Below are 17,195 nucleotides of genomic sequence, written 5' to 3'. Positions count from 1 at the left end.
TATTAAGTTCCTTGATCGACATCGGCACCCTTCGGGTTGCAGGACCGACCCAACGCCGCTGCCAGTGCAGCTGGTGTTGCTCCCGACGCCACCTTGAGGTCACGAAAACCCAGTTTACCGGCCAGTTTAGCTAAACGGTGACTGGAAACGATTAGCGGTTGGTTCAACGCTGCTTGTTCACACCATCTTGCCAGATGTTGAAGCAGTTCGCCGCTGGTAGCGATTAACGCTCGATAATCGCCGGTTAATAGACGTTGTTGCAGGGCAGGCGTTGGCGCTTGATATACACGTCGATACACGGCGATGCGGGTCACGTTGGCCCCACGTGCGCTCAATGTATCGGCTAATAATGAGCGACCACCTTCACCAGCCACTAGCAATATACGCTGATGCGTAAGCGTTTTGAGTGAGGCAAGTGACAACAGCGCCTCACTCGTGTCTTCTCCGTAGTCAGGCGAAGGAATATGGACACGCACACCCAGTTGTTCAAAGAGCATGCTTGCCGTCGCACGGCCTACACTATAGTAATCAATGCCCACAGGCAGCTGTGGCCAATAGCGATCAAGCGCCTCGCTTAAACAGTAAGCGGCAAAGGGGCTGACCACCACTATTTTATGGTACTGATCAATATCTAACCACACGCTGCGTTGAACGTGGTCCTCGGGCAGCGGTTCTAAGCGCATAACATTGAGGTGCTCTACAGGCATCCCCTCAGCACGCAGCGAGTCTGCTAGGGCTTCACCCCGCTCACCGGGGCGGCAGATCAGTACCGGTTGACTCATACGTTGCGGCCATACACCTCGGCTAATATATCGCCTGCCCCTTGATCCAGCAGCTCCTCGGCGATTCGGATACCTAGGGCTTCGGGCTCATGAATGGAACCACTGCCCTCGGCACGTAGAACCTCCGTGCCTTCTGGGTTGCCAACCAGGCCGCGCAGCCAAATCGTGTCACCTGCCTTATCAAGCACGGCATGGCCTGCGATAGGCACTTGGCAACCGCCTTCCAGACGGGTGTTCATGGCGCGTTCGGCACGCACACGGGTGGCGGTGTCGGGGTCATCCAGCGGAGCTAATAAGCCAATTAGCTCGGGGTCATGGAGACGGCATTCGATACCAAGTGCCCCTTGGCCACAGGCAGGAAGGCATATTTCAGGCGGCAGTGCTTGGGCAATTCGTTCATCGAGGCCTAGGCGTTTCAAGCCTGAGGTGGCGAGAATAATGGCATCAAATTCGCCCGCATCTAACTTGGCTAAGCGAGTCTGTACGTTTCCGCGTAGATTAAGAATCTGCAGGTCAGGGCGCGCTTCACGTATTTGCAAGCCGCGACGCAGACTAGCGGTACCGATACGAGCGCTCTTTGGTAGCTCGTCGATGCTGGTATAGTGGTTAGAAACAAACGCATCGGTGGGATCGGCGCCTTCCAAAATGACAGAAAGACCGAGCCCTTCGGGAAAGTGCATAGGAACGTCTTTCATTGAATGAACGGCGATATCTGCACGCCCATCCAGCATGGCATCTTCTAGCTCTTTTACAAAGAGCCCTTTACCGCCAATCTTGGAAAGCGGTGTGTCGAGAATTTTATCGCCCTTAGTGGAGAGCGCAATAAGTTCGACTTCCAGGCCGCTGTGTGCCGCCATCAAGCGGTCGCGGACGTGCTCGGCTTGCCACATAGCAAGCTGGCTTTTACGCGTGGCAATGCGCAGTTTAGTGATGGATGACACGTGGTTCTCCCTTTGTCGCTGACAGGTCGCGACGAACTATGATAAGTCTCATCATAAAGCACCCAGCCACACAGTAAAAATAACCGGCTGAATTTAAGGCCAGCGCTGTCAGGCAATCCACATATTTAGGTAATGCCATGCCCCTTGCTAATTCTCAAGGCAAGTTAGACCAGTTTTTTTTGTTATCGCAAGATTTATTCTTCATTGTTGATTTTGCTGGCATTTTAATTAACGTCAACCCCATGTTTGAAACCTTGCTGGGCTATCCCGCTAGCGCATGGATAGGCAAGTCATGTCGCCAAGTAATGGACCGTCGCGATATTCCGCTTTTCGAGCAAGCGTTGGCGTGTCTCCAAACTCAAAAGAGAGTGTCTCCGTTTGATGTTCGAGCCCTGACGGCCGAAGGGCAGGTGGTCTGGTTGGAAGTTACCGCGGCAGCGGGAGAAAGTGTCATTTACCTGGTTGCTCGCGATATTTCGCGACGAAAAGTCATTGAGAAACAGCTCATCCGTAATCAGAGGCTCTTCCAAATAGCTGGCGAGACCGCCCTGATTGGCGGCTGGTATGTCGATATGTCTGAAAAACTACCTATTTGGTCGAACGAGGTGTGCCGTCTGCATGGCGTTTCGTCTGGGTTTCAACCTACTGTTGAGGAAGCAATTGACTTCTACGCGCCGAGCTTCCGGCCACGTATCCGTGAGGTTTTTGAAGCCTGTTGCGAACACGGAATCAGTTTTGATGAAGAGCTAGAAATCATTACCCGGCAAGCAGTAAGGCGTTGGGTAAGAGTGATTGGAAAAGCCGTACGAGACGAGCAGGGACAAGTTGTGCAAGTTCAGGGATCTACCCAAGATATCACTGAGCGAAAAGCGACGGAACGACAGCTCACACTGCTCGAGAGGAGCGTTGAATCAAGTATCAATGGCGTCATCATCGTTGATGCGCAGCAGCATGATTTGCCAATAGTTTATGTGAATGCGGCATTTGAGCGAATTACCGGCTACTCCCGTGATGCAGTGCTAGGGCAAAACTGCCGCTTTCTGCAGGGCGAAGAGACGGATCCCGCTACACTGGATAGGTTGCATAGAGGGGTTCATGCGCAGCAAGAAGTGCATGTTGTGATACGCAATTACCGTCGTAACGGGGTGCCATTTTGGAATGATTTATATATTTCTCCCGTGCGCGATACTGCAGATGCTGTGACACACTTTATCGGTGTGCAGAATGACATTACCGCCCAACGCGAATATCAAGCGCAGCTTCGACATAATGCTTGCCACGATGCATTAACAGGCTTGCCCAATCGCTTGTTGCTTGACCAGCGACTGGCTCAGGGCTGCCTGCTGGCCAAGCGCTATCATCGCTATATAGCTGTGCTATTCGTTGATTTGGATGATTTTAAACCGATTAATGACACGCTTGGCCACGAGGTAGGCGACTATATTTTAATTGAGGTCGCCAAACGCCTTGAAGAAGAGCTACGCCCTTGGGATACCGTGGCGCGTTTTGGGGGAGACGAGTTTATCGTTCTATTGCCTGATTTAGCCCATGAAAAAGATGTCATGCAGGTCGTTGAGCGACTTCTTACTCGTCTCTCCGCACCCTACTGGTATCGAGGCAGCGAGCTGCGTATGACTGCCAGTATAGGGATTGCCACTGATGATGGAACGATTAGCGAGCCACGTCAGCTTATACAACAGGCGGATCTGGCGATGTATAAAGCCAAACGACAAGGGCGTAATACCTATCAGTGGTACACCGATGAGCTAAACCGTAAAGTTTCCGAACGGGTGAATTTGCGTCATGCGTTGCAACAAGCCATAGAACAGTCGCAATTTGAGCTGTATTACCAACCGCAAATACATGGCGCCACTGGTCGAGTTTCGGGCGTAGAGGCGCTGATTCGCTGGTATCACCCTGAGCGTGGCAATATTGCTCCTAGCCAGTTTATTAGTTTGGCAGAAGATACCGGACAGATTATGCCGATCAGTGAGTGGGTGTTGGAGAAAGCGTGTCGTGATGCTGTCAGATTGAATGCGAGCGCAACTGTGCCCATTACCATGGCGGTTAATATTTCGCCCATGCAGTTTCAGCGCGCGGGGTTTTTGTTATCTATTGAACGGGTGCTTGAGCAGACAGGTTTGCCACCTGAGTTATTAGAATTAGAACTTACCGAAGGCGTACTGATGGACAGTACGGAACACGTCATACAAACATTGCAGGATTTGCGCTCGCTGGGGGTGCATATTGCGCTAGATGATTTCGGAACCGGCTTTTCAAGCCTTAGTTATCTCAAACACTTGCCGATTAACAAGCTTAAAATTGATCGATCATTTGTGCGAGACGTGGTCAACGACACCCGGGATGCTGCGATTGTAGACGGTGTGGTAACCATGGCGGCCAAACTTGGCCTTGAGGTATTAATCGAAGGCGTAGAGACGGCAGAGCAGTATGCATATCTCAACGCACGTCATAGCACGCATTTTCAGGGCTTTCACTTTGCTCGCCCGATGCCATTTTCAGCGATACGCACCTTATTAGATGAATCTCCTTATCCGTTTAGTGACGCTGAACCCTCGCCGACATGAAAAACGACGATAAACGGCATGCCGCTGAGTGCAGCGACTCTGGTACACTTTCTGATAACGATGACTTTAGTTTTTAACGACTCCTTCAGTTTTGTCAGCAGGATATGCCTCCGATGAGCCAAGCTACGAACCAGTCTTGGGGCGGTCGCTTTAGCGAGCCCACCGATGCTTTTGTCGCACGCTTCACCGCGTCCGTGACTTTCGACCAACGCCTAGCGCGCCAGGATATTCAGGGCTCGATTGCCCATGCCACCATGCTAGCGCGGGTCGGAGTACTGACCGATGAGGAGCGTGACACCATTATCAATGGTCTCACCGAGATTCAAGGTGAAATCGAGCGAGGCGAGTTTAACTGGTCGGTCCCGCTTGAAGATGTGCACATGAATATCGAAGCACGGTTGACCGACAAAATTGGTATCACTGGCAAAAAATTGCACACCGGCCGCTCACGTAACGACCAAGTAGCGACCGATATCCGTTTGTTCATGCGTGATGAGATCGATGTGATCGAAGCGGAGTTGGTGCGTCTGCGCGAAGGCATGATTGAGCTTGCTGACCGTGAGGCCGACACCATTATGCCCGGCTTCACTCATTTGCAAACGGCGCAGCCGGTGACCTTTGGCCACCATTTATTGGCATGGCAAGAGATGTTAACCCGTGACCACGAGCGTTTATTGGACTGCCGCAAACGCGTCAATGTGATGCCTCTTGGTGCGGCGGCGCTAGCGGGCACCACGTACCCCATTGATCGCCATGTCACTGCCGAATTACTCGGTTTTGAGCGTCCGGCAGAGAACTCGCTAGACGCCGTCTCTGATCGTGACTTCGCTATCGAATTCACCAGCTTTGCCAGCATTCTACTCATGCATCTATCGCGGATGAGTGAAGAGCTGGTGCTATGGACCAGCGCCCAGTTTAACTTTATCGATCTGCCTGACCGCTTCTGCACCGGTTCTTCGATTATGCCGCAGAAGAAAAATCCCGATGTTCCCGAACTAGTTCGCGGTAAAACGGGCCGCGTGTATGGTCATTTAATGGCGCTGTTAACGCTGATGAAGTCTCAGCCCCTGGCCTACAACAAAGACAACCAGGAAGACAAAGAGCCGCTGTTTGATGCCGTTGATACCGTGCGCGACTGCTTAAAAGCCTTTGCTGACATGGTGCCTGCGATCGAGCCGAAAAAAGACAGCATGTATGAAGCCGCACGGCGTGGATTCTCAACCGCCACGGACCTTGCTGATTACTTGGTTCGCAAGGGAGTCGCCTTCCGCGATGCCCATGAAATTGTCGGTCAATCAGTGGCTTATGGTTTGAAGACTAAGAAAGACCTGTCTGAAATGACCCTTGAAGAGCTGCAACAGTTCTCTGCTACGATCGAGCAGGATGTGTTTGAGGTGCTTACGTTAGAAGGCTCCGTGGCCGCCCGTAACCATATCGGAGGCACCGCGCCTGACCAAGTGCGCGCCGCTGCCAGCCGTGCCCGCGAGGCGTTAGCCGCGCTTAAAGGTGATGCATGAAACGCTGTGTTACCACCTTAAGTGCGTTGCTGATGATTGCACTGCTATTAGTGGGTTGCGGCCAGAAAGGGCCGCTCTATTTACCTGATGAAAACACCCAAGGTTCGGCTGCCGAGCAGGAGGGGTAATGGATCACTTTAACTACCGCGATGGCGTGCTTTATGCCGAAGACGTGCCGCTTACCCAGGTTGCCGCTGAACTAGGCACGCCCTGTTATGTTTATTCGAAAGCGACGTTAGAACGCCATTTTCGTGCTTATACCGAAGCCTTGGGTGGCCACCCCCATTTAATTTGTTATGCGGTGAAGGCGAACTCTAATTTGGCCGTGTTGGGTTTGCTTGCTCGGTTGGGTGCTGGGTTTGATATTGTTTCGATTGGTGAACTCGAGCGCGTGCTGAAAGCGGGTGGTGATCCGCAAAAAGTCGTGTTTTCAGGCGTTGCCAAGCAGCCCCATGAAATGGCCCGGGCGCTAGAAGTGGGCATTAAGTGCTTCAATGTTGAATCCCGCCCCGAGCTTGAGCGATTAAACGCTGTTGCGGCGGAACTGGGCAAGGTGGCACCGGTATCGCTGCGAGTAAATCCAGACGTGGATGCTGGCACTCATCCCTATATTTCTACTGGGCTGAAAGACAACAAGTTCGGTATTCCAGTCGATGAAGCGCTGGATGTTTACACGCTGGCCGCCAGCTTACCCAATTTGCGCGTCACCGGGCTAGACTGCCATATTGGCTCTCAGCTCACGGAAACAGCCCCCTTTTTAGATGCTCTTGAGCGGCTGCTAATGTTGATGGAGCGGCTGCGTGAGCGCGGCATCGAGATTGACCATTTGGATTTAGGCGGCGGGCTAGGTGTCCCTTATCGTGATGAAAAGCCACCTCAGCCGTTTGATTATGCGAGCCAATTGCTGGCACGCCTTTCTCGCTGGGAGGGCGGTGAAGCGCTTACGTTGCTATTTGAACCGGGCCGCTCTATTGCCGCTAACGCAGGTTTAATGCTGACCCGCGTAGAGTTCTTAAAGCCCGGCGAAACCAAAAACTTTGCGATTGTTGATGCCGCCATGAATGACCTGATCCGCCCTGCGTTGTACCAAGCATGGCAGGCGATTGTGCCGGTGGATACCCGTCTGCAGCGTGAGCGAGCAGTCTATGATGTGGTAGGTCCTGTCTGTGAAACCGGTGATTTCCTTGGTAAAGAGCGCGATCTGGCAATTGCTGAGGGCGATTTACTGGCCGTTCGATCAGCCGGTGCTTACGGCTTTGTGATGGCCTCGAACTACAACAGCCGCCCGCGGCCCCCGGAAGTAATGGTCGATGGCAATAGCTATTATGTAGTTCGCGCTCGGGAAAGCCTGGAGAGCCTGTGGGCCGGTGAAGCTCTGCTGCCGGAAGGGGAGCGCTGATGCTGTTGCACTTCACCAAAATGCATGGTCTGGGTAATGATTTTATGGTGGTGGATCTGGTCACTCAGCGAGCGCGCCTGCGTGATGAGCAGATTCGTCAGTTAGCAGACCGGCGCTTTGGCATCGGCTTCGACCAATTATTAGTGGTTGAGCCGCCCCGGGATCCAGAGATGGACTTTCGCTACCGTATTTTTAATGCGGATGGCAGCGAAGTTGAAAATTGTGGCAATGGCGCGCGCTGCTTTGCGCGTTTTGTTCGCGATCAGCGCCTAACCCATAAGCATGAAATTCATGTGGAAACGGCCGGTGGGCCACTGCTACTCAATGTTCAGCACGATGGTATGGTGCGTGTTGACATGGGGAGGCCGCGTTTTAATCCCGCCACGTTGCCGTTTGAGGCACCGGGGGACCAACCCTTGCACACTGTCGAGGTCGACGGTGATACGCTGGAACTGGGGGTTGTCTCTATGGGCAATCCTCATGCCGTGCTGCAGGTGGAAAGTGTTGATAGTGCACCGGTCGAGCATCTTGGCCCGTTACTTGAGTCTCACCCCCGCTTTCCGAAGCGGGTGAATGTAGGGTTTATGCAGGTTGTATCGCCCAGTGAGATTCGCCTGCGGGTGTATGAGCGTGGCAGCGGCGAGACGCTGGCTTGCGGCACCGGCGCCTGTGCCGCTGTGGCGAGTGGTATTCGCCAAGGGGTGTTGAAAAGCCCCGTCACCGTTCACTTACCGGGTGGTCAGTTAAGCATTGAGTGGCCTGACCCCGAAGCGTCGTTGGTGATGGTGGGCCCTGCTACACGCGTCTTCGACGGTCGTGTCACACTCAACTAATTCGAGGAGAACGGCGATGTCTCAAGCCCCCGAGCCGCGCAAAACGCTCGACCCTGATCAAGTGGCGTTTTGGCTGGCCCGTCACCCCGATTTTTTTGTTGGCCGTGAAGGCTTACTGCAGCAGCTTAAGGTACCGCACCCCCACATTGATGGGGCGGTATCGTTGCTAGAGCGTTTGGTGATCGATTTGCGTCAGCGTGCTGAAACAGCAGAGGGGCGGCTTGAGCATCTACTAGAAACAGCACGACATAATGAAGCCCAGTATCGTCGACTGCGTGAGACGCTGCTCAGTCTGGTGGGAGCAGAAGATCGTGATGCCTTAGCCCAAGCGCTCGCTATTCAGTTAAGCGAACACTTTCAAACGCCGGCAATGGCACTATGGTGCCCATCCTCATTAAGTGACGAGGAGCCAACGCCGCCCCAGCCACCACGCCATGTATTGGATCAGCATGCCAGCGCTCGTTTGGCTGCGCTGTTAGATGGGCGTACCAGCCGTTGTGCCAAGCTCAGCGTTAGCGACTGGAAATGCTTGCTGCCGCATACTAAGGCCCCCCGACGGGCGGGCTCCTGCGCCATTTCGCGCCTTTCGGCGGGTGAGCAGCTGGGATATTTGCTGCTCGCAAGCCCTGATCCTGACTGCTACCGCGCCAGTATGGATACGCTGTTTACAGAATACCTGAGCGATATCGTGGCACGGCTACTGCTGCGCTTAGAACACCATGGATAGCCCAAGCTTATTAACGTCGCAGATTGAGGCGTATTTACGTAAGCTTGCTACCCATGCAAGCCCTGCCACGGTGGCTGCGTATCGCCAGGATTTAACCGCCCTGCAGCGTTTCTCTGAGCAGCGTGGCATCACCGAGGCGACGGCGTTAGATACCACATTTCTACGCGCCTTTTTGGGGGCGGAGCGCAGTCGCGGCCTCGCGCCGAGAAGTTTGGCTCGCCGCCGCGCTGCGCTATCACGCTTTGCTGACTATCTTGTGCAACATCACATGCTTGCCGACAATCCGGTGGGGCTACTGCGCACGCCAAAGCAACCAAGCCACTTGCCCAGACCGCTTGATGTGGATGCGCTCTCACGCTTTTTAGACACGCCGCACGACGGCACACCGCTGGCAATACGTGATCAAGCCATGCTGGAGTTGTTTTACTCCAGCGGCCTACGCTTAGCGGAACTTGCTGCGCTGGATTTAGATAACTTAAATGCTCAGCATGTGCGGGTGATGGGTAAAGGCAGTAAGCCCCGCCAAGTACCCGTTGGTCAGCGTGCAGATCAGGCGATTAAGGCGTGGTTGTCGTGTCGACCTGAGCTAGCGGCAATGGGTGAAATGGCGTTATTTGTCGGTCAGCGTGGCCAACGTCTGGGGCATCGCGGTATTCAAAAGCGCTTGGCACAGCTTGCTGTTGTGCGTGGTTTGCCTGAACACCTTCACCCCCACCGTCTGCGTCACTCGTTCGCAAGTCATTTGCTGGAATCCAGTCAAGATCTGCGCGCGGTTCAGGAATTGCTGGGTCACGCTAATTTGTCGACGACCCAAGTCTACACTCGCCTCGATTGGCAGCACTTGGCTGAAAGCTACGATGCCGCTCACCCTCGCGCAAAACGCCGCACGACACGGAGTTAACCATGGCTTCTCTGCAAGCGATTACGTTTGATCTTGACGATACGCTATGGGACAACCAAGGCGTGATGCTAAAAACGGAAGAGGGCCACTATCGTTGGTTAATTGATGCGCTGGCGGCATGGCGCAAAGCTCGCCATGAAAGCCCATTAACGCTAAGTTACCAGCAGGGGCTAGCCGACTATTTGGAGCGTCGCCAAGCGTGGGCCAAGCGGGTGCCAGAACGGCGTGGCGACTTTACTTGGCTGCGTTTGCGGGCGTTAGAAGCACAGCTGGAAGCCCAAGGCTTAACACGCAGCAGTGCGTTGCTATGGGCTGCCGCTGCTATGAATGAGTTTCATCGCTTGCGGGTACAGGTAACGCCGCATCCCGAAGCCGCGGGACTCTTATCTGCGTTGAGCGAACGTTACCAGCTAGCTGCTATTACTAATGGCAATATTCACCTTAAACGTCAGCCGTTAGCGGCGTACTTTCCAGTCGCGATTGCAGCGGGTGAATTACTGGCCCCAAAACCAGACCCCAAGCCATTTCTCACCGCTCTGGAGCGTCTTAATGTTGTGCCGCACCGCGCTATGCATGTAGGTGATTCCTGGCAAGAGGACATACTACCTGCACAGCAGTTGGGCATGCATGCCGTGTGGATCGCCGCGCAAGGCGATCAGACCTTGCCAGCACGCACCCACCGCATTGCCCACGTGAAAGAATTGCCCGAGCTGATCGAGTGGTTGGAGCGACGCTCGTGAAAAAGCGGCTTGTTTAAGAAGACTGGGTTTGTTTGGCAAGATTCCGTTTATGGAGAAAGCTTGGCTTGTTCGGCAAAGCTTGGTTTACTCGGGGGTATGTAGCCACTGGTCGAGCTTTTGAGAAAGCGTATCTACACCGTCGCGCTTGAGCGATGAGAAAAGCTGAACGGAGACCAAGTCTTCCCACTCTTTAAGACGAGAACGGACTTTTTGCAGCGCGGCACTAGCAGGGCCTTTTTTTAATTTATCGGACTTGGTAAGCAGAATATGCACCGGCATTTCGCGCTTGTCTGCATAGTCGAGCATCATTTGGTCGAACTCGGTTAACGGGTGGCGCACGTCCATTAGCAGTACAAGGCCACGTAGGCTGAAGCGGCCACGTAGATAGTCAGACAGGTGCTGTTGCCACTCTAGTTTTACCGCTTCAGGCACTTTGGCGTAGCCGTAGCCGGGCAAGTCGACTAAGCGACGCGATTCGTCGTTCATGAGGCTGAAAAAATTGATCAACTGAGTGCGGCCTGGCGTGCGCGAGGTGCGGGCTAACGCCTTTTGTTGAGTCAGTGCGTTAATTGCGCTTGATTTACCCGCATTTGAGCGCCCGGCAAACGCGACTTCTGCGCCGGTATCGTCTGGGCACAGAGCCAGCGTTGGTGCGCTAATCATAAAATGCGCTGTGGGGTAGTTCAGTCGAACGACAGGGTGATCATTAGCAGTAGACATGGTGTTAATCCTGAAAAAACAGACGTATAAGACGGCCCGTTTCACCACGTTAACGTGAGTAAATGACGGTACCGCGACGAATTACCCTAAAAGCAGACCTGGACTTGCATTCCCGCCGCTAGGGTGATTCGTTATAATGCAAGCGATTTATAACTGCGACCTGGGGCGCTAGTGTACCATTGCGCTCTAGCCAGCAGCGACCAACACGGCATGTTGTTCGTTTTGGCGGAGTTGACCCTGGTAAAGTGCTGAGCCTGGGCAGCGCCCGGGATGCGTACCAGTCAATAATCAAACGGCATAGTGGAATAGCAATGAGAAAGTTACTGGCAAGCCTGGCAATTACCATGGGTGCCGTTGGCACCGTACACGCTCAAACCGACCACCAAGCTGACGCGGATGCGGCGGCAGGTCGTGAACTGGCTCAAACCTGTGCGGCCTGTCATGGTCAGCAAGGTATCAGCGCAGTGGGTACCTTCCCTAATCTGGCAGGGCAGCAGATGTCCTATCTGGCCAAGCAAATCATGGATATTCGCGACGGCAACCGCTTGGTTCCCACCATGGCTGGACAAGTTGATGCATTCTCTGATCAAGACGCTTGGGATGTTGCGGCGCATTTTGCAGGCCAAAACGCAAATCTTGGCCAAACCAACGATGAAGACTCAGAGTTTTTAGCGCGCGGTGAAGAGCTGTACCGGGTAGGGGATATGTCCAAAGGTATTCCTGCTTGCAGTGCTTGTCATACACCCACTGGGGTTGGTATTGGCAGCGCGGTATATCCAGCGCTTTCAGGCCAGCACACGGAGTATATGGTGTCTACATTGCAAGACTTTGCTTCCGGCGAGCGTGCTAACAGTCCGAACAACATCATGGGTGATATTGCTTCTAAAATGAGTGATAACGACATGGAAGCCGTGGCGAATTACCTCTTAGGCTTGAACTAGACGCTGCTCATCAAGGTACCCTATCTCACTGGTAATTAAAGAGATGGGGAACCTCTATGCACGCCCTGCGGTCATAGCCTCGCTCATTCTTGGAGAATTTTCGCTATGTTGAAAACGTTAATGGTCGCGATGGTTGGCCTAGGTTTATCTGCGGCAGTAAGTGCTCAGGAGTTGGTAGAGGGTCAACACTACACGCTGCTTGAGTCGCCAGTGGAAACACAGGTCGAAGAGGGGCAGATTGAAGTGACCGAGGTGTTTTGGTTTGGCTGCCCGCATTGCTACCGGCTACAAACACCCGTAAATGAGTGGTACGAAACGCTTGAAGACGACGTTAGCGTTGTTCATATGCCAGCTACCATGGGCGGTGATTGGAACACCCACGCGACGGCGTTTTATGCAGCAGAATCTCTGGGTATCGAAGATGAACTGCACGCTGATTTCTTTGAGGCCATTCATGAAGATGGCCGCTCATTGACAGATGAGGATGAAATCGCCGAGTTTTTCTCCAATTATGGTGTAAGTGAAGAAGAAGCCAAACAGGCGTTGAAAGCGTTCGGTGTTCGTAGCGAAGTCAATAAAGCCAACAGCCGCATGCGTGAAATGCGCTTAATGGGCGTGCCGGCGCTTATTGTTGATGGTCGCTACGTTGTGTCGCCAAGCACAGCAGGTAGCTTGGAAAATATGCCGCAAATTGCGGATGCGCTTGTCGAGCGCGTGCGTAACGAGCGTGCACAATAACGGTGTTAGAGCATGGTCACGCAGGTGGGCAAGCAGGCTCGTCTGCGTTATCTTTAGCCGAACGTGGCCATATCCGCTTACTGACATTTAATTTGCAGGTAGGTATTCAAACGTCGGCTTATCACCACTACCTCACACGTAGTTGGCAACACGTTTTGCCTCACCCTCAACGTCTGAAACGCTTGGCGCAAATGGGTAATGTGCTAGAGCCATTTGATGTGGTGGGGCTGCAAGAGGTTGATGGCGGTAGTTTTCGCTCCGGCCGTGTAAACCAAGTTGAATACCTTGCCTCTCAAGCACGCTTTCCCCACTACTTTCAGCAGCTTAATCGTAATTTAGGGCAGTTTGCTCAACACAGTAATGGGCTATTGTCACGTATTGTGCCCAGCCACATCGAAGAGCATCGGCTGCCAGGAATGTTACCAGGGCGTGGCGCTATTCACGCACGCTATGGTGAAGGCCCAGATGCACTGCATATCTTTGTCGCCCACTTGGCGCTGAGTCAGCGCGGGCGTGTGCGTCAGCTGAATTATTTAAGCAATATTATTGAGCCGCTGCGCCATGTAGTGGTCATGGGTGATCTAAATTGCACGCCTGACCAGCTTCATGCCCATGAGCGTTTTAGTACCTCATTGCCGCTTCACCCGGTTAAGCCGCTGCTTAGCTATCCATCTTGGCAGCCCCGGCGCGCTCTGGATCACATTCTGCTTTCCCAGACACTTGAAGCTGCAGATGTCCATGTACTGGACCATCTGTTTTCTGACCATTTGCCGATTGCTGTCGATTTACCATTACCTCCCGCCTGCCTAGCGGCAATTCGCCAAAGCGTTTAATAATAAGCTTGCTAGGCGGTTTATGGGCGCTGCATTGTTTGCGTATATGCGCTATTGTCTGGAACGCTGACTCCCCTTAGCCGTTTTACGCGAGACACCACAATGTCGGACACAACACAACTACCTGCGTTTATCGCTGCGCTGGACCGCGCTTCGGAGTGGTTCGGGCGTAGCCTTGCGTGGCTGATCATCACTATGATGTTGATTCAGTTCACGATTGTACTGCTTCGTTATATTTTCAACGTTAACAGCATTTTTATGCAAGAGCTGGTGATGTACATGCACGCCAGTGTCTTTATGCTCGCTGCGGCCTATACCTTTCGCCATGACGGCCATGTGCGTGTCGATATCTTCTATCGTGGCATTACGCCTCGCCGCCAAGCGATAGTTAACATCGTGGGGATTATCACGCTGTTGATACCCGTGATGGTTTTTGTCATTGCTTCCAGCTGGGGTTACGTTGCTAACTCCTGGCGGATTATGGAAACCTCCTCCGATTATGGTGGCATTCCCGCCGTCTTTGCACTGAAAACGTTAATACCGCTCTTTGCCATACTAATGATACTGCAAGGGGTCATTGAAGTAGTGCGCAATGGCTATGTATTGACTGGCCGGATCCCCCCGTCTGTTGGTGATAACAACCACCTTGAGGAGCGCGTTTGATGCTGGAATTTATGCCGCTTGTTTTATTTGCCACCATCTGCATCGTGCTGATGTTTGGCTTTCCTGTGGCGCTTTCATTAGCAGGTACTGCACTGCTGTTTGCGGGAATGGGCTTAGGCCTTGAGAGCGTCGGTATAGATGCCAACTTCGACAGTGGCTATCTTGCCGCGCTGCCTAATCGGCTTTACGGCATTATGACCAATCAAACGTTATTGGCAGTGCCATTATTTGTCTTAATGGGCGTTTTACTGGAGAAGTCCAAAGTCGCTGAAACACTGCTCGATGCGATGGCGCTGCTGTTTGGTGCCATGCGTGGTGGTCTAGGTATTTCGGTGACATTGGTCGGTATGTTGATGGCAGCCTCTACCGGCATTGTTGGAGCCACCGTGGTTACCATGGGGCTTATGTCGCTACCTACCATGCTAAAGCGCGGCTATAGCACCTCGCTGGCGACCGGCACCATTTGTGCGACCGGCACGCTTGGCCAAATCATCCCACCCTCTATTGCATTGGTACTGCTTGGCGATGTGCTATCGTCCGCTTACCAGCAGGCGCAGCTCTCGATGGGAGTTTTCAGCCCTAAAACGGTCTCTGTGGGTGATTTGTTTATGGGAGCGCTGGTGCCCGGGCTGATTCTGGTCGTTATGTATATGATTTACGTGGCTCTGGTAGCGCTGTTTCGCCCGCAGATGGCACCCGCCGCTGACCGTGAAGAACTAATGGCAGAGCTTGGGCATACCTCCGGCCTGGGAATGTTGCTATTGAAAGGCTTAGTACCGCCAGTTGTACTCATTGTCGCGGTGCTTGGCTCGATCTTAAGCGGCTTTGCAACGCCTACTGAAGCGTCGGCTGTCGGTGCCTTTGGTGCCCTGGTGCTGGCCCTTGCTTATCGTCAACTGGATTGGGCAACGCTGAAAGACGTGCTGCGTTCAACCACCCATGTGACCACCATGGTGTTTATGATTTTGATTGGTGCGGCGCTGTTTTCGCTGGTCTTCCGGGCCTACGGCGGCGAGCATATGGTCACCGAGCTGTTCGAAGGTATGCCCGGTGGAGTGGTGGGGGCGACCATTATCGTGATGCTGGTCATCTTCCTACTTGGCTTTATTCTCGACTTTATCGAAATCACGTTTGTAGTAGTGCCCATCGTTGGGCCGATTCTGCTGGCCATGGGGCTTGACCCGATTTGGCTGGGCATCATGATCGCGATTAACCTGCAAACGTCATTCTTAACCCCGCCGTTTGGCTTTGCGCTGTTCTATCTGCGCGGCGTAGCGCCACCCTCGGTGCCGACCTCGGCAATTTACCGTGGGGTTATCCCGTTTATCCTGATGCAGCTTGGTATGTTGCTGATGCTAACGTTTTTCCCGCAGTTAGCCACATGGCTACCTACTCAATTTTAAAAGGCACGGTTTTGAAAGACATGGTTTTGCAAGACTTGGTTTTGCAAGGCTTGGTTTTGCAAGGCTTGGTTTTGCAAGGCCCAGTTGTAGGCTAAGCCATTTTGATAAGTGGCGAGTTGAAAACTATCGTGACTGTCAACGCAACTAAGTGGCAACCTTAATCAAAAGCAGCCAAGCTGCATAAACTAACGGCTTGTAACAAACCGCCTAGCCAATTGGCTAGGCGGCCTCCTCCTACCTATAACAGTAATAATGGAAGCAAGAGGGTTAATATATGAAAGCCAACGCTTTACCTGTCGCCATTGCGCTGACAACCGCTCTATCCACTAGTTTGCTGGTGGTCTCAAGCTTTGATAACCAAGCTCAGGCACAAGAAAGTTTTCGTTGGAAAATGGTCACTTCCTGGCCGAAAAACTTCCCAGGTGTGGGGCAGGGGCCAGAGCGTCTTGCGCAACTGGTGGAAGAGATGTCCGATGGTCGCCTGACCATTGAAGTATTCGGTGCTGGCCAGTTGGTGCCTGGGTTTGAGGTCTTTGATGCGGTGTCTGACGGCACGGCTGAACTTGGCCACTCTGCTTCCTATTACTGGAAGGGCAAAGCCCCTGAAGCCCAGTTCTTCGCCGCCGTGCCGTTTGGCATGAACGCACAGGAGATGAATGCCTGGCTGCACTTTGGCGGTGGCATGGAGTTGTGGAACGAAGTTTATGAGCCTTTTGGTGTGGATGTCATGGTGGCGGGTGCTTCTGGCGTTCAAATGGGGGGCTGGTATAACAAGGAAATCAATTCGATTGAGGACCTTGATGGCCTGAAGATGCGTATGCCAGGTCTAGGTGGTGAAGTGATGAGCCGTATGGGCGTTGCCATTGTGAATATGCCAGGCGGCGAAATCTTCACATCACTTCAGTCGGGTGCCATTGACGCGACTGAGTGGATTGGCCCCTATAATGATTTAGCTTTCGGCCTGCATCAGGCTGCCGATTATTACTACTATCCTGGCTGGCACGAGCCGACGGTGATGTTTGAAACCATCGTCAACGAAGAAGCCTTAGCCGAATTACCCGCTGATTTACGGGCTATTTTGACGACCGCCGTGCGCGATATTAATGCAAACGTGCTTGATGAGTACACCGCACGTAATAACGATGCGCTGGAGACGTTGGTCAACGAGCATGAGGTTGAGCTGCGCCGTATTCCTGACGACGTGTTGGCTCAGGCTCGTGAGCATTCAGAAGACGTTATTGCTGAATTGGCTGAATCAAGCGAGTTGGGTACACGGATTTATGAGTCGTACCGTACCTTCCAAGATAAGGTCGGAAATTACCATGCGATTTCTGAGCAGGCATACTACAACGCCCGCAATCCAGAGGGTGACACAACGCAGTAACGGCTCACTAGCGATGTAGCTATACTATTAGCATTCTGCTCTCGTTGAACACGCAATGGCTGCCTTTTAGGCGGCCATTGTTTTG

17 protein-coding genes are annotated in these 17,195 nt (G+C 53.0%); 14 read left to right on the top strand and 3 right to left on the bottom strand.

Annotated elements, in window-relative coordinates; translation table 11 throughout:
- Positions 1-2 precede the first annotated feature (2 nt).
- Both IR195_RS19770 and hemC read right to left on the bottom strand, forming a co-directional pair.
- On the bottom strand, positions 3-782 hold the full coding sequence (locus IR195_RS19770; protein ID WP_206048410.1) for a uroporphyrinogen-III synthase: 780 nt from the start codon (positions 780-782) through the stop codon (positions 3-5).
- Positions 779-1,723, bottom strand: coding sequence for a hydroxymethylbilane synthase (gene hemC / locus IR195_RS19765; RefSeq protein WP_125753039.1), 945 nt, complete (start codon positions 1,721-1,723; stop codon positions 779-781). The genes IR195_RS19770 and hemC overlap by 4 nt, the downstream gene beginning before the upstream one ends.
- 137 nt (positions 1,724-1,860) lie before the next feature.
- Here hemC and IR195_RS19760 point away from each other — a divergent pair, with 137 nt between their 5' ends.
- The 8 genes from IR195_RS19760 (at position 1,861) to IR195_RS19725 (ending at position 10,428) form a co-directional block, all read left to right on the top strand.
- On the top strand, positions 1,861-4,311 hold the full coding sequence (locus tag IR195_RS19760; RefSeq protein WP_206048409.1) for a sensor domain-containing protein: 2,451 nt from the start codon (positions 1,861-1,863) through the stop codon (positions 4,309-4,311).
- Between the two features lie 113 nt (positions 4,312-4,424).
- Entirely contained in the window at positions 4,425-5,828 is a 1,404-nt protein-coding gene (argH, locus tag IR195_RS19755) for an argininosuccinate lyase (RefSeq protein WP_125753032.1), read from the top strand.
- Positions 5,825-5,956, top strand: a complete 132-nt coding sequence (gene lptM / locus IR195_RS19750; protein WP_125753029.1) for an LPS translocon maturation chaperone LptM — start codon at positions 5,825-5,827, stop codon at positions 5,954-5,956. Before argH ends, lptM begins: the two co-directional genes overlap by 4 nt.
- Positions 5,956-7,227, top strand: coding sequence for a diaminopimelate decarboxylase (gene lysA / locus IR195_RS19745; protein ID WP_206048408.1), 1,272 nt, complete (start codon positions 5,956-5,958; stop codon positions 7,225-7,227). The genes lptM and lysA overlap by 1 nt, the downstream gene beginning before the upstream one ends.
- Positions 7,227-8,060: a diaminopimelate epimerase gene (gene dapF, locus IR195_RS19740; protein WP_125753023.1), complete on the top strand. Its 834-nt coding sequence runs from the start codon at positions 7,227-7,229 to the stop codon at positions 8,058-8,060. The genes lysA and dapF overlap by 1 nt, the downstream gene beginning before the upstream one ends.
- Positions 8,061-8,076: 16 nt before the next feature.
- A complete protein-coding gene (locus IR195_RS19735) occupies positions 8,077-8,787 on the top strand; it encodes a DUF484 family protein (protein WP_125753020.1) in 711 nt (236 codons plus the stop codon).
- A complete protein-coding gene (locus IR195_RS19730; RefSeq protein ID WP_206048407.1) occupies positions 8,780-9,688 on the top strand; it encodes a tyrosine recombinase XerC in 909 nt (302 codons plus the stop codon). The genes IR195_RS19735 and IR195_RS19730 overlap by 8 nt, the downstream gene beginning before the upstream one ends.
- A 2-nt stretch (positions 9,689-9,690) precedes the next feature.
- Positions 9,691-10,428 (top strand): HAD family hydrolase, encoded by a 738-nt coding sequence (locus IR195_RS19725; protein ID WP_125753014.1) that lies wholly within the window; start codon positions 9,691-9,693, stop codon positions 10,426-10,428.
- A gap of 84 nt (positions 10,429-10,512) precedes the next feature.
- Here IR195_RS19725 and yihA read toward each other — a convergent pair whose 3' ends face one another.
- The gene (gene yihA, locus IR195_RS19720) at positions 10,513-11,148 is read right to left on the bottom strand and encodes a ribosome biogenesis GTP-binding protein YihA/YsxC (protein ID WP_125753011.1); all 636 of its coding nucleotides are present in this window, start codon (positions 11,146-11,148) and stop codon (positions 10,513-10,515) included.
- Between the two features lie 311 nt (positions 11,149-11,459).
- On the opposite strand from yihA, the gene IR195_RS19715 reads away from it, so the two are divergent.
- From IR195_RS19715 to IR195_RS19690, 6 genes are all read left to right on the top strand, one after another.
- A complete protein-coding gene (locus IR195_RS19715; protein ID WP_125753007.1) occupies positions 11,460-12,089 on the top strand; it encodes a c-type cytochrome in 630 nt (209 codons plus the stop codon).
- A 105-nt stretch (positions 12,090-12,194) separates the two neighbouring features.
- The gene (locus IR195_RS19710) at positions 12,195-12,827 is read left to right on the top strand and encodes a thiol:disulfide interchange protein DsbA/DsbL (RefSeq protein ID WP_125753004.1); all 633 of its coding nucleotides are present in this window, start codon (positions 12,195-12,197) and stop codon (positions 12,825-12,827) included.
- Positions 12,828-12,829: 2 nt separating this feature from the next.
- Positions 12,830-13,660 carry an endonuclease/exonuclease/phosphatase family protein gene (locus IR195_RS19705; protein WP_125753001.1) on the top strand — a complete coding sequence of 277 codons (831 nt, stop codon included), beginning with the start codon at positions 12,830-12,832 and terminating at the stop codon, positions 13,658-13,660.
- A 102-nt stretch (positions 13,661-13,762) separates the two neighbouring features.
- Positions 13,763-14,323 carry a TRAP transporter small permease subunit gene (locus IR195_RS19700; RefSeq protein ID WP_206048406.1) on the top strand — a complete coding sequence of 187 codons (561 nt, stop codon included), beginning with the start codon at positions 13,763-13,765 and terminating at the stop codon, positions 14,321-14,323.
- Positions 14,323-15,726 (top strand): TRAP transporter large permease, encoded by a 1,404-nt coding sequence (locus IR195_RS19695; RefSeq protein WP_125752995.1) that lies wholly within the window; start codon positions 14,323-14,325, stop codon positions 15,724-15,726. Before IR195_RS19700 ends, IR195_RS19695 begins: the two co-directional genes overlap by 1 nt.
- 274 nt (positions 15,727-16,000) lie before the next feature.
- Entirely contained in the window at positions 16,001-17,110 is a 1,110-nt protein-coding gene (locus tag IR195_RS19690; protein ID WP_206048405.1) for a TRAP transporter substrate-binding protein, read from the top strand.
- Positions 17,111-17,195: the final 85 nt, after the last annotated feature.

This window comes from Vreelandella venusta (assembly GCF_015689495.1).
GTDB classification, from domain to species: domain Bacteria; phylum Pseudomonadota; class Gammaproteobacteria; order Pseudomonadales; family Halomonadaceae; genus Vreelandella; species Vreelandella venusta.
This window is presented reverse-complemented; position numbering and strand designations above follow the sequence as displayed.

Coding starts and splice junctions, on each gene's coding strand:
- IR195_RS19770 (WP_206048410.1), bottom strand. CDS start 782: ATGAGTCAACCGGTACTGATCTGCCGCCCCGGTGAGCGGGGTGAAGCC.
- IR195_RS19710 (WP_125753004.1), top strand. CDS start 12,195: ATGTTGAAAACGTTAATGGTCGCGATGGTTGGCCTAGGTTTATCTGCG.
- dapF (WP_125753023.1), top strand. CDS start 7,227: ATGCTGTTGCACTTCACCAAAATGCATGGTCTGGGTAATGATTTTATG.
- lptM (WP_125753029.1), top strand. CDS start 5,825: ATGAAACGCTGTGTTACCACCTTAAGTGCGTTGCTGATGATTGCACTG.
- yihA (WP_125753011.1), bottom strand. CDS start 11,148: ATGTCTACTGCTAATGATCACCCTGTCGTTCGACTGAACTACCCCACA.
- IR195_RS19725 (WP_125753014.1), top strand. CDS start 9,691: ATGGCTTCTCTGCAAGCGATTACGTTTGATCTTGACGATACGCTATGG.
- IR195_RS19700 (WP_206048406.1), top strand. CDS start 13,763: ATGTCGGACACAACACAACTACCTGCGTTTATCGCTGCGCTGGACCGC.
- lysA (WP_206048408.1), top strand. CDS start 5,956: ATGGATCACTTTAACTACCGCGATGGCGTGCTTTATGCCGAAGACGTG.
- IR195_RS19690 (WP_206048405.1), top strand. CDS start 16,001: ATGAAAGCCAACGCTTTACCTGTCGCCATTGCGCTGACAACCGCTCTA.
- IR195_RS19735 (WP_125753020.1), top strand. CDS start 8,077: ATGTCTCAAGCCCCCGAGCCGCGCAAAACGCTCGACCCTGATCAAGTG.
- IR195_RS19760 (WP_206048409.1), top strand. CDS start 1,861: ATGCCCCTTGCTAATTCTCAAGGCAAGTTAGACCAGTTTTTTTTGTTA.
- argH (WP_125753032.1), top strand. CDS start 4,425: ATGAGCCAAGCTACGAACCAGTCTTGGGGCGGTCGCTTTAGCGAGCCC.
- IR195_RS19695 (WP_125752995.1), top strand. CDS start 14,323: ATGCTGGAATTTATGCCGCTTGTTTTATTTGCCACCATCTGCATCGTG.
- IR195_RS19730 (WP_206048407.1), top strand. CDS start 8,780: ATGGATAGCCCAAGCTTATTAACGTCGCAGATTGAGGCGTATTTACGT.
- IR195_RS19715 (WP_125753007.1), top strand. CDS start 11,460: ATGAGAAAGTTACTGGCAAGCCTGGCAATTACCATGGGTGCCGTTGGC.